Consider the following 10,777-nt stretch of genomic DNA (forward strand, 5'->3'; position numbering starts at 1 on the left):
GGGGCAGCGGTCTCAGCGACCAGCGCTAAGAGGCTCAGGCCTCGGTGCCCTCGGCCTCGGCGGCCTCCTCCTCGGCCGGGGCGGCCTGGGCGGCGATGACCTGGAGGACGACGGCGTCGGCCTCGACGGCCAGGGCGACACCGGCCGGCAGGACGATGTCCTTGGCGTGGACGGCGGCGCCGGCCTCCAGGCCCTCGACGGAGACGGTGACGGCCTCGGGCAGGTGGGTGGCCTCGGCCTCGATCGGCAGGGCCTGCAGGACGTGCTCCAGCAGGTTGCCGCCCGGGGCCAGCTCGCCCTCGGTGTGGACCGGAACCTCGACGGTGACCTTCTCGCCGCGCTTGACCAGCAGCAGGTCGACGTGCTCGATGTTGCGCTTGATGGCCTCGCGCTGGACGGCCTTCGGCAGCACGTACTCGTCCTTGCCGTCGATCGGCACGACCAGCAGGGCGTTCGGGGTCTTCAGGGCCATCATCAGGTCGTGGCCGGGCAGGTTCAGGTGAACCGGGGCGTGGCCGTGGCCGTAGACGACACCCGGGACGAAGCCGGCGCGGCGGGCGCGACGGGCGGCACCCTTGCCGAACTCGGTACGGGTCTCAGCGGCAAGACGGATCTCGGACACGACTGCACTCCTCGTGGAAACTGGCGCGGGGGTGCAGACAACGCGAAAAACCGCCGGGACCACACCCTCAGTACGTTCGGGGGTCACTCGGCGGCAACGGCCTGCCGGCGGACGGGAATCCGGCACCGGCAGCGCGTCGATCACGGAGCGGGCACCCGTCGAGCAGGCACACGGCATCCCTCGCCGAGCAGTTTCACGAGTCTAACCGCACCGGCGGCCTCCCGCGAAATCGGCGGCGGCCCCGGTCCGTCCGGACCGGGGCCGCCTGCACGGCCTTCGTCAGTGCACGCCCTCGAAGAGGCTGGTGACCGAGCCCTCCTCGAACACCTCGCGGATCGCGGCGGCGATCGACGGGGCGATGGACAGCGTGGTGATCTTGTCCAGCTGGAGCGAGGCCGGGGTGGGCAGCGTGTTGGTGAACACGAACTCGCTGACCCGCGAGTTCTTCAGCCGGTCCGCGGCCGGGCCGGAGAGCACACCGTGGGTGGCCGCCACCACGACGTCCGCGGCGCCGTTGTCGAACAGCGCGTCGGCCGCGGCGCAGATGGTGCCGGCGGTGTCGATCATGTCGTCGACCAGCACGCAGACCCGGTCCTTGACGTCACCGACGACGTCGGCCGACAGGATGGTGTTGGCCTGGGTGATGTCGCGGCGCTTGTGGATGATCGCCAGCGGGGCGTCCAGCCGGTCGCACCACTGGTCGGCGACCTTCACGCGGCCGGCGTCCGGAGAGACGACGGTCAGCTTGGAGCGGTCGACCTTCTCACCGATGTAGTCGGCCAGCAGCGGCAGCGCGAACAGGTGGTCCACCGGGCCGTCGAAGAAGCCCTGGATCTGCGCGGTGTGCAGGTCCACGGCCATCAGGCGGTCGGCGCCGGCCTGGCGCAGCAGGTCGGCGACCAGGCGGGCCGAGATGGGCTCGCGGCCGAGGTGCTTCTTGTCCTGGCGGGCGTAGCCGTAGAACGGCAGGATCGCGGTGATGCTCTTGGCGGAGGCCCGCTTCAGAGCATCGATCATGATCAGCTGCTCCATGATCCACTGGTTGATGGGAGCCGTGTGGCTCTGCATCACGAAGCAGTCCGCACCGCGCGCCGACTCCAGGAAGCGGACGTAGATCTCGCCGTTGGCGAAGTCCAGGGCCTTGGTGGGGACCAGCTCGGTCCCGAGCGCCTCGGCCACCTCCCTCGCCAGTTCCGGGTGGGCACGGCCGGAGAAGAGTTTCAGCTTCTTCTCACCCGACGTCGTGATCCCGCTCACTGCACCGTCTCCTCGCGTTGCGGACGCTGAACCCTCGACCCGGTGCGGGCAGGCAGGGCCCGCTCGCGGCACGGGTTGGGGAATTGTCGGTACGCCTGGACACGGGCGGTAAGCCCAGTGGCGCACGTATGTCCCCAAGGTTACGCGCCCGCGCAGAAACCGTCCGCCCCGGGACCGCCCCTCGGGCCCCGGCCCGCCCGCTCAGGCCTGCTCGGCCCCGTCCGTCGCCGCCTTCGCGGCCTGCGCGGACACCGTGCCGGGGCGCTTGCGCTCGACCCAGCCCTCGATGTTGCGCTGCGTGGCCCGGTTCACACCGAGCGCCCCGGCCGGGACGTCGTTGGTGATCACCGAGCCGGCGCCGGTGTAGGCGCCGTCACCGACGGTGACCGGGGCGATGAACATGTTGTCCGAGCCGGTGCGGCAGTGCGCGCCGATGACCGTGCGGTGCTTGTTCACGCCGTCGTAGTTCACGGTGACCGAGGCCGCGCCGACATTGGTGCCCTCGCCGATCGTGGCGTCGCCGATGTAGGACAGGTGCGGCACCTTGGCGCCCTCGCCCAGCTCGGAGTTCTTCACCTCGACGTAGGTGCCGACCTTCGCCTTGCGGGCCAGCCTGGCACCCGGCCGCAGGTAGGCGTACGGGCCGACGGTGGCCAGCTCGCCCACCTCGGCACCGTCGGCCGTGGTGTTGCTCACCCGGGCGCCGACGCCGACCGTGGTGTCCTTCAGGGTCGAGTTCGGGCCCACCTCGCAGCCCTCGCCCAGGTGCGTGGCGCCCTGGAGCTGGGTGTTCGGCAGCACCACGGCGTCCGGCTCGTAGCTGACCTGCACGTCGAACCAGGTGGTCGCCGGGTCCACCACGGTGACGCCCTCACGCATCGCCCGCTCCAGCAGGCGGTCGTTCAGCAGCCGGCGGGCCTGCGCCAGCTGGACCCGGTCGTTGATGCCCAGGATGTCCCGGTGGTCCTCGGCCACCACGGCGCCGACCCGGTGGCCCGCCTTGCGCAGGATCTCCAGGGTGTCGGTCAGGTACTCCTCGCCCTGCGAGTTGTCCGTGGTGAGCTCGCCCAGCGCCTCGGTGAGCAGCTTGGCGTCGAAGGCGAAGACGCCGGAGTTGATCTCGGCGATCGCGCGCTGGGTGGCGCTGGCGTCCCGCTCCTCGACGATCGCGGCGACGGTGCCGTCCTCGTCCCGCAGGATGCGGCCGTAGCCGAAGGGCTCCGGGACGACGGCGGTCAGCACGGTGACGCCGTTCTGCTGGGCCGTGTGGGCGTCGGCCAGTCGGCGCAGGGTCTCCCCGGTCAGCAGCGGCGAGTCGCCGGCGGTGACGATCACCGTGCCGTCCAGCACCAGGCCGTCGGCGGTGAGCGACTCCAGCGCCGTGCGCACCGCGTGGCCGGTGCCGTTCTGCTCCTCCTGCACCGCGGTGCGCGTGGCCGGGTAGTGCTCCGCCAGGTGCGCCACGACCTGCTCGCGCTGGTGGCCGACCACCACGACCAGCTCACCCGGCGCCAGCTCCCGGGCCGCCGAGACCGCGTGACCCACCAGCGAGCGTCCGCACACCTCGTGCAGGACCTTGGGCAGCTTGTTCGACTTCATCCGGGTCCCGCCACCAGCGGCGAGCACGACAACGGCGGCAAGCGAATTGGCACCCATGCGGGGAGGCTCCTCGGTAGGTTCACAGAGAGGGCAGAGCAGGCCCGGCCCGGACCCAGGCCGGTCGCCATTCGCACAGTCCGCCGAGCAGCACCGACAATACCGGCGCGGGGGAAAACGCCCGAACCCGAGGCGTGCAGAGGCTCCGCCGCTAGGATTCGAACCCAGACAAAGGCCTCCAAAGGGCCCTGTGCTGCCATTACACCACGGCGGACAGTCGTGTCAGACCCTACCCGAGAGGGCCCTGCCGTGGGTATCGACTTGCACCGATCCGCGGCCCGGATTCCACCGTCGACGGCCGAAGCCGTCTGACCCTCGGTTCATCCATCCAGTCGGGTGAATTCACTCAAGCGCCGCGCGGCGGAGTGTTCCCCTGGCCGCGGAGCGCAACCTACGATGCCGTAGGTTACGCCACCGTAGCTCCGCTCCTCTCCCGTTTCCGGGACGCCGCAAAGGGACGCCCATGACCATCAAGGCAGGCGAGGCGCGCGCGGGGAACGCCGCGTCCCGCACTCCGTCTCCCGACTCCGACTCCGGCCCCGACGACCCCACCGAGACCGTCGAGAACGCCCAGCCAGTCGAGACCCCCGGCCCCGCCGACACGTCGGCCACCCGGCTGTCCGCCACCCGCGGCGGGGAGAAGCAGGGCCTGGCCGAGCGGATCGCGCTCTCCTTGTTCATCCTCGTGCCGTTCACCGCCCTGGTGGCCGCCGTCCCGGTGGCCTGGGGGTGGGGGCTGGGCTGGACGGACCTCGCGATCACCGTCGCCATGTACTTCCTCACCTGCCACGGCATCACCGTCGGCTACCACCGCTACTTCACCCACGGCGCGTTCAAGGCCCACCGGACGATGCGCCTGGCCCTGGCGATCGCCGGGAGCCTCGCGGTCGAGGGCCCGCTGGTGCGCTGGGTGGCCGACCACCGCAAGCACCACCGGTTCAGCGACAAGGACGGCGACCCGCACTCGCCGTGGCGCTACGGGGAGAGCGTCCCGGCGCTGATGAAGGGCCTGTGGTGGGCCCACATGGGCTGGATGTTCGACGAGGAACAGACCCCGCAGCACAAGTACGCACCGGACCTCGTGCGCGACCCGGCGATAAGGCGGATCTCCCGGCTGTTCTGGCTCTGGACCACCCTCTCGCTGCTGCTGCCCGCGCTGATCGGCGGTCTGGTGAGCCTGTCCTGGGAGGGCGCGCTGTCCGCCTTCTTCTGGGGCTCGCTGGTCCGGGTGGCGCTGCTGCACCACGTCACCTGGTCGATCAACTCGATCTGCCACGCCGTCGGCCGGCGCCCGTTCCGCTCCCGGGACCGCTCCGGCAACGTCTGGTGGCTCGCCGTGCTCTCCTGCGGGGAGTCCTGGCACAACCTGCACCACGCCGACCCGACCGCGGCCCGGCACGGGGTGCTGCGCGGGCAGATCGACTCCTCGGCCCGACTGATCCGCTGGTTCGAGCTGGCCGGCTGGGTCCGGGACGTCCGCTGGCCGGACGCACAACGGATCGCCGCCCGCCGCGCCGCATGAGGCGGCACTTCCAGCATGATGTAGGGGTGAACGGGAGCAGCGCAGACAGCACAGGCGGTCACCACAGCACGCGGACGGACGCCGCGCCCGCCACGGCGTCGGCCCGTCCGCGGGCCGCTGCACCGGCGGCCGGCACCGCCGGCGGAGGTCCGGACCGGGGCGGCGGCTCGGCCCCGGCCCCGCGCCGCCGGGGCGGCCGGGTCCGGATGACCGGCAAGCAGCGGCGCGAGCAGCTGCTGGAGATCGGCCGGACGGTCTTCGCGGAGCGCGGCTACGACGGCACCTCGGTGGAGGAGATCGCCGAGCGCGCCGGGGTGTCGAAGCCCGTGGTGTACGAGCACTTCGGCGGCAAGGAGGGGCTGTACGCGGTGGTCGTCGACCGCGAGATGCAGCTCCTGCTGGACATGGTGACCGGGGCACTGACCGGCGGGCACTCGCGCGAGCTGCTGGAGCAGGCGGCCTTCGCGCTGATGGACTACATCGACACCTCGACGGACGGCTTCCGGATCCTGGTCCGGGACTCCCCGGTGGCCCAGTCGACCGGCACCTTCGCCTCACTGATCAGCGACATCGCCACGCAGGTCGAGGACATCCTGGGTCTGGAGTTCAAGTCCCGCGGCTTCGACGCCCGGCTGGCCCCGATGTACTCGCAGATGCTGGTCGGGATGGTCGCGCTGACCGGGCAGTGGTGGCTGGAGGTCCGCAAGCCGGACAAGGCGACGGTGGCGGCGCACCTGGTGAACCTCGCCTGGCACGGCCTGGAGGGCCTGGAGCGGCACCCGAAGCTGGTCGGCGAGCGCAAGGGCTGACCGGCCGAACCGAACCGGTTCGCCCCACCCCGGCCGGCTCAGCCCGCCCGTTTGGTCCCCACGGCGAAGATCCGCCGGAACGGGAACACCGTCCCGTTCGGCCCGGCCGGGTAGGCCTCGCGCAGCAGCCGCCCGTACTCGGCGAGGAAGGCGGCCCGGTCGGCCGGGTCGGTGAGCCGGGTGAGGACCGGGCGCAGCGCGGTGCCCTTGACCCACTCCAGGACCGGGTCCGGCCCCGGCAGCAGGGTGCGGTAGGTGGTCTCCCAGACGTCCGGGAGGCAGCCGGCGGCGGCCAGGGCGTCGAGGTAGCGCTCGGGTGGGTGCACGCCGGCCCGGACGGCCTCCTCGCCGAGCGCGTCCCGCCAGCGGGCGCTGCGTCGCAGGTCGGCGAGCAGGGTGTGGCTGGGGGCCTCGAAGTTGCCCGGCACCTGGAAGGCGAGCACCCCGCCGGGTTCGAGGGCGTCCGCCCAGCGCGGCAGCAGCGCCAGGTGCCCGTCCACCCACTGGAGGGTGGCGTTGGAGACGATCAGGTCGGGCCCGGCCGGGGCCGGGTCGTAGTCACGGGCGTCGGCGAGCAGGTACTCGGCGTCCGGCTCGCCCTCGGTGCGGGCGGTGGCCAGCATCGGGGCGGAGTTGTCGACGCCGGTGAGACGGGCGTGCGGCCACCGCTCGCGCAGTACGGCAGTGGAGTTGCCGGGGCCGCAGCCGATGTCCAGGATCACCTCGGCACCGGGGTGCGGGAGGGCGGGGACGCGGGCGAGCAGGTCGCGCAGCGGGCGGGTGCGTTCGTCGGCGAAGCGCAGGTACTGCGCCGGGTCCCAGACGGGAGTGGTCATGGCTCACCTCGAAAGTATCTCGACATCAAGATATCTCGGGGTAGCCTCGCTGGCACATTTCTCGATGTCAAGAGACTTCACATCGACACATCCACCGATACACTGATCGTCATGGAGGACGAGGTCGACAGGCTGGTCGCAGCGTGGCGCCGGGAGCGCCCCGACCTCGACGTGGAGCCGCTGGAGGTGCTCAGCCGGGTCAGCCGGCTCGCCCGGCACCTGGACCGCGCCCGCCGCGCCGCCTTCGCCGAGCACGGTCTGGAGCCCTGGGAGTTCGACGTCCTGACCGCCCTGCGGCGGGCCGGCTCCCCGTACCAGCTCTCCCCCGGCCAACTGCTCACCCAGACCCTGGTCACCTCCGGCACCATGACCAACCGGATCGACCGGCTCACCGGCAAGGGCCTGGTCAAGCGCCTGCCCGACCCGGACGACCGGCGCGGCGTGCTGGTCCGGCTCACCGACGACGGCCGCGACCGCGCCGACCAGGCGCTCGCCGGGCTGCTCGCGCACGAGCGCGAACTGCTCGCCCAGCTCACCTCCGGCCAGCAGACCGAACTCGCCGCGCTGCTGCGGCTGCTGATCGCCCCGTTCGACAACATCCCGGGCTGACGACGGCTCCCGGGCCTGCGCGCGGGCTCGGACTCGGACTCGGGCCCGGGGGTTCCGCCTCAGGGCCGGTCGACGGTGCCGACCACCGAGGGCGACGGGGGCGCGGCCGGCTCCGCGGGGCTGACCCCGGCCCGGCGGGCGACCGCGACGGCCGCCAGCGTGGAGTGCACCCCGAGCTTGCCCAGCACGTTCTGCATGTGCGTCCGGACGGTGTGCGGCGACAGGTAGAGCCGCTCCGCGACGGCCTGCCGGCCGAGGCCCGCGACCATGCAGCGCAGGATCTGCTTCTCCCGCGGGGTGAGGGTGTCCACCAGCCGTTCGCTCTCGGTGCGGTCCCGCCGGGCGGTGGTGAGTTCGCGGATCACCCCGGTGAGCAGCGCGGGCGGCAGGTGCGTCTCGTCCCGCAGCACGCCCCGGATCACCGCGAGCAGCCGGGCCAGCGAACTCTCCTTGGCCACCCAGCCGGTGGCTCCCGCGTGCAGGGCACGGGCGGCGCGGTGCGGGTCGTCGGCGGTGGCCAGGACGACGGCGCGCAGCCCGGGGTGGGTGCGGCGGAGCCGGGCCAGCAGGGTGATGCCGTCGGGCGGCGGGGCGGCGGATCTGAGCTGGTCGCCGCGCAGCGGGTCCACCGCAGGCCGGGCGCCGGGCGGCAGCCCGCCCGACAGCGGAGCCGGTGCCCCCGGCGGTACGGCCGACCGGCGCGGCTGCGGTACGGGCGGGGCGGCGCGGCCGCGCCGGGCCTCCTCGGGGTGCTCCGGACCGGGACGACGGCGGGCGTGCGCTCCGCCGGCTCCCGGCGCTCCCGGTACTCCGTGCGGACCGGCGGCTCCGGGCCCGCCGGGTAATCCGGCCGTGCCGGCTGCTCCGATCGCTCCGGCCGCACCGACCACACCGACCGCCTCGGCGCCGAGGTCGGCGTCGATCAGTGCCACGTCGTAGGCGCGGCCCTCGCCGGCCGCGCGTTCCAAGGCCCGCTCGGCGGCGGCGGCACTGCCGGCCGCCCCCACCTCCACGTCCGGCTCGGCGGCCAGCGCCGCCGCCAGCGCCTCGGCGAAGATCCGGTGGTCGTCGACCACCAGGACGCGAATCCGCCCCATCGTCCCTCCCCCTGCTCACACCGCCCGAGCCCGGGGGCGGGGACTGGTCCGGCATCCGCGTTCCGGACCCGCCGTTCCGCCCGCCCACCGGCGGCCGGTGAGGCCGAAAGGGCGCCGGCCCCCACCGGTACCGCACTCAGCCTACGGGGCGGGAAACGCGCTCGTGGCGATTCGGTGAAGTTTCGTCAGAAGATGCGTGAGTGACGGGACTTGAACCGTCGGACCGCCTGCCGCAGGCGTCGCTCCCGGAGGTTCCGGGAGCGACACCGCGGGCGGTCGGGCCTACCGGTTCCCCAACCGGCCCTTCCTCAGCGGCCGTTGCTCACTGGCCGTTCTTCGCCAGGGTGAACGTCCAGGCGTCGGCAACGATCTCGTCCAGGTTCGGACGGCGCGGGGTCCAGCCCAGCGTCTCGTGGGCACGGGCGGCCGAGGCCACCAGCACCGCCGGGTCGCCGGCCCGGCGGCCGGCGACCTGCACCGGGATCTCCCGGCCGGTGACGCGCTTGACCGACTCGATCACCTCGCGCACCGAGAAGCCGCTGCCGTTGCCCAGGTTGCAGATCAGGTGCTCGCCCGGCTTGGCCGCGTCCAGCGCCAGCAGGTGCGCCTCGGCCAGGTCGGCGACGTGGATGTAGTCGCGGATGCAGGTGCCGTCCGGGGTCGGGTAGTCGTCGCCGTACACCGCGATGTGCGGACGCTGCCCCAGCGCGGCCTGGAAGACCAGCGGGATCAGGTGCGACTCGGGGTCGTGCCGCTCACCGTACGCACCGTACGCACCGGCCACGTTGAAGTAGCGCAGCGAGACGGCGGCCAGGCCGTGCGCGACGGCCTCACTGGTGATCAGGTGGTCCACCGCGAGCTTGGTGGCGCCGTAGGTGTTGGTCGGCGCGGTACGGGCGGTCTCGGCGATCGGCACGGCCTCCGGCTCGCCGTACGTGGCGGCGGTGGAGGAGAAGACCAGCTTGCGCACGCCCGCCGCGCGCATCGCGCTGATCAGCTCCAGCGAGCCGGCCACGTTGTTGCGCCAGTACTTCTCCGGGTCCGCGACCGACTCGCCGACCTGCGAGGAGGCGGCGAAGTGCAGCACGCCGTCGAAGGAACCGTCCAGCACCTTCTCGGCCTGCTGGATCCGGCCCTCGACGAACTCGGCACCGGCCGGGACACCCTCGCGGAAACCGGTGGAGAGATCGTCCAGGACGGTCACCTGGTGCCCCGCCTCCAGCAGGTGGGCGGCCACCACACTGCCGACGTAGCCGGCGCCACCCGTGACCAGGTACTTACTCATGTTGCGACCTCCAGCGAACGACGGTCCGCCCGGTCGGGCGGAAGCCATCGACGGAATGCGTACGACTGGTCATTCTCCCAATCCCACCGGGGTGCTCCGGACCACGGCTTCCGGCCTTCTCGCCAGGTCCCCAGCCGTCGGACACCCGGCGCCATCCCGGGGCCCTGTCCGCCGGCCCTGTCCACCAGGCCTGTCCGTCGGCTCCTTCCGTCGACCCCTCAGCCCCCGGCCATCCGCTCCAGCAGACCGGTGCGCGCCGCCACCGCCGCCGCCTCCAGGCGGGTCCGCGCACCGAGCTTCATCAGCACCCGCTGGACGTGCGTCCGGGCGGTGCTGGCGGCGATCCGCATCCCGGCGGCGATCGCCGCGGTGTCCTCGCCGTCCGCGATCCGGGCCAGCACCTGCACCTCACGGCGGGTCAGCAGCCGCAGCAACCGCACGGCCTCGTCGTCCGGCTCGGCCGCGGGGCGCAGCAGTTGGTCGAAGGCCCCGCGCAGGATGTCCACCGCGACCGCGGCCTCGCCCGCGCGCGCCCGCCCGATGGCCCGCTCGACCACCTCGATCCGCTCGTCGCTGGGCACGTACCCGGCCGCGCCGGCCGCGAACGCCCCCGCCACTCCACGCAGTTCGCCCACCGGGCCGAGCACGATCACGGCCACCTCGGGGCGCTCGCGACGAATCCGGCGCAGCCCGTCGAAGGCACCCGCCTCCCCCGGCGCCGCCACCCCCAGCAGGCACACCTCGGGCCGCCGTCCGACCACCAGGTCGGCGGCGACGCCGGCCGGGGAACCGACCGCGAGCACCCGGTGGCCGCGCAGCTGAAGTGCGGTGGCCAGCGCCTCCGCCAGCAGCCTGTGGTCGTCCACCACCACGAGTCGAACACCCATGACGCCCTCCCGGTCGGGGTCCGGCTCGCGCCCGCACCCCTCGGGCGGGCGGCCGATGACGCACCATCACAGCGCATTCCGTACCCGACCCGCTAGGCCGTGGCGTGTCGGCGGTACGGAACCGGCCGGGGAACGCGAAAGACCCCCGCCGTGAGGCGGGGGTCTTTCGATGGAGCCCCCATGCGGAATCGAACCGC

The 10,777-nt window shown here is 73.0% G+C and carries 10 protein-coding genes and 1 tRNA gene; 3 read left to right on the forward strand and 8 right to left on the reverse strand.

What is annotated here, in order from left to right; all coding sequences use genetic code 11:
• Positions 1 to 34 precede the first annotated feature (34 nt).
• The 4 genes from ACFU7Y_RS30360 to ACFU7Y_RS30375 all read right to left on the reverse strand — a co-directional run bounded on the left by ACFU7Y_RS30360 (position 35) and on the right by ACFU7Y_RS30375 (position 3,749).
• Complete coding sequence (locus tag ACFU7Y_RS30360) at positions 35 to 622, reverse strand: 50S ribosomal protein L25/general stress protein Ctc (RefSeq protein ID WP_380770326.1); 588 nt, start codon at positions 620 to 622, stop codon at positions 35 to 37.
• A 279-nt stretch (positions 623 to 901) separates the two neighbouring features.
• Complete coding sequence (locus ACFU7Y_RS30365; RefSeq protein ID WP_224281797.1) at positions 902 to 1,879, reverse strand: ribose-phosphate diphosphokinase; 978 nt, start codon at positions 1,877 to 1,879, stop codon at positions 902 to 904.
• 201 nt (positions 1,880 to 2,080) lie between these two features.
• Positions 2,081 to 3,535, reverse strand: coding sequence for a bifunctional UDP-N-acetylglucosamine diphosphorylase/glucosamine-1-phosphate N-acetyltransferase GlmU (gene glmU, locus ACFU7Y_RS30370; protein ID WP_224281796.1), 1,455 nt, complete (start codon positions 3,533 to 3,535; stop codon positions 2,081 to 2,083).
• A 143-nt stretch (positions 3,536 to 3,678) separates the two neighbouring features.
• Positions 3,679 to 3,749: transfer RNA gene (locus tag ACFU7Y_RS30375), tRNA-Gln, on the reverse strand.
• 249 nt (positions 3,750 to 3,998) lie between these two features.
• Here ACFU7Y_RS30375 and ACFU7Y_RS30380 point away from each other — a divergent pair.
• Positions 3,999 to 5,057, forward strand: a complete 1,059-nt coding sequence (locus ACFU7Y_RS30380; RefSeq protein ID WP_224281795.1) for a fatty acid desaturase — start codon at positions 3,999 to 4,001, stop codon at positions 5,055 to 5,057.
• A gap of 206 nt (positions 5,058 to 5,263) precedes the next feature.
• On the forward strand, positions 5,264 to 5,866 hold the full coding sequence (locus ACFU7Y_RS30385; RefSeq protein ID WP_224285115.1) for a TetR/AcrR family transcriptional regulator: 603 nt from the start codon (positions 5,264 to 5,266) through the stop codon (positions 5,864 to 5,866).
• 38 nt (positions 5,867 to 5,904) lie between these two features.
• Here ACFU7Y_RS30385 and ACFU7Y_RS30390 read toward each other — a convergent pair whose 3' ends face one another.
• On the reverse strand, positions 5,905 to 6,702 hold the full coding sequence (locus ACFU7Y_RS30390; protein ID WP_224285112.1) for a methyltransferase domain-containing protein: 798 nt from the start codon (positions 6,700 to 6,702) through the stop codon (positions 5,905 to 5,907).
• Between the two features lie 111 nt (positions 6,703 to 6,813).
• On the opposite strand from ACFU7Y_RS30390, the gene ACFU7Y_RS30395 reads away from it, so the two are divergent.
• Positions 6,814 to 7,311, forward strand: coding sequence for a MarR family winged helix-turn-helix transcriptional regulator (locus ACFU7Y_RS30395; RefSeq protein ID WP_224285113.1), 498 nt, complete (start codon positions 6,814 to 6,816; stop codon positions 7,309 to 7,311).
• A gap of 59 nt (positions 7,312 to 7,370) precedes the next feature.
• Here ACFU7Y_RS30395 and ACFU7Y_RS30400 read toward each other — a convergent pair whose 3' ends face one another.
• The 3 genes from ACFU7Y_RS30400 to ACFU7Y_RS30410 form a co-directional block, all read right to left on the reverse strand.
• On the reverse strand, positions 7,371 to 8,408 hold the full coding sequence (locus ACFU7Y_RS30400) for a LuxR C-terminal-related transcriptional regulator (RefSeq protein ID WP_380770327.1): 1,038 nt from the start codon (positions 8,406 to 8,408) through the stop codon (positions 7,371 to 7,373).
• Between the two features lie 322 nt (positions 8,409 to 8,730).
• Positions 8,731 to 9,693, reverse strand: a complete 963-nt coding sequence (galE, locus tag ACFU7Y_RS30405; RefSeq protein ID WP_380770329.1) for a UDP-glucose 4-epimerase GalE — start codon at positions 9,691 to 9,693, stop codon at positions 8,731 to 8,733.
• A 218-nt stretch (positions 9,694 to 9,911) separates the two neighbouring features.
• A complete protein-coding gene (locus tag ACFU7Y_RS30410) occupies positions 9,912 to 10,580 on the reverse strand; it encodes a response regulator transcription factor (RefSeq protein ID WP_224283060.1) in 669 nt (222 codons plus the stop codon).
• Positions 10,581 to 10,777: the final 197 nt, after the last annotated feature.

The organism is Kitasatospora sp. NPDC057542, assembly GCF_042801945.1.
Classification (GTDB): Bacteria; Actinomycetota; Actinomycetes; order Streptomycetales; family Streptomycetaceae; genus Kitasatospora.

Bases quoted from the DNA above. Each gene is read 5' to 3' on its own strand.
- glmU (WP_224281796.1), bottom strand. From the start codon at position 3,535: ATGGGTGCCAATTCGCTTGCCGCCGTTGTCGTGCTCGCCGCTGGTGGC.
- ACFU7Y_RS30380 (WP_224281795.1), top strand. From the start codon at position 3,999: ATGACCATCAAGGCAGGCGAGGCGCGCGCGGGGAACGCCGCGTCCCGC.
- ACFU7Y_RS30385 (WP_224285115.1), top strand. From the start codon at position 5,264: ATGACCGGCAAGCAGCGGCGCGAGCAGCTGCTGGAGATCGGCCGGACG.
- ACFU7Y_RS30390 (WP_224285112.1), bottom strand. From the start codon at position 6,702: ATGACCACTCCCGTCTGGGACCCGGCGCAGTACCTGCGCTTCGCCGAC.
- ACFU7Y_RS30395 (WP_224285113.1), top strand. From the start codon at position 6,814: ATGGAGGACGAGGTCGACAGGCTGGTCGCAGCGTGGCGCCGGGAGCGC.
- ACFU7Y_RS30400 (WP_380770327.1), bottom strand. From the start codon at position 8,408: ATGGGGCGGATTCGCGTCCTGGTGGTCGACGACCACCGGATCTTCGCC.
- galE (WP_380770329.1), bottom strand. From the start codon at position 9,693: ATGAGTAAGTACCTGGTCACGGGTGGCGCCGGCTACGTCGGCAGTGTG.
- ACFU7Y_RS30410 (WP_224283060.1), bottom strand. From the start codon at position 10,580: ATGGGTGTTCGACTCGTGGTGGTGGACGACCACAGGCTGCTGGCGGAG.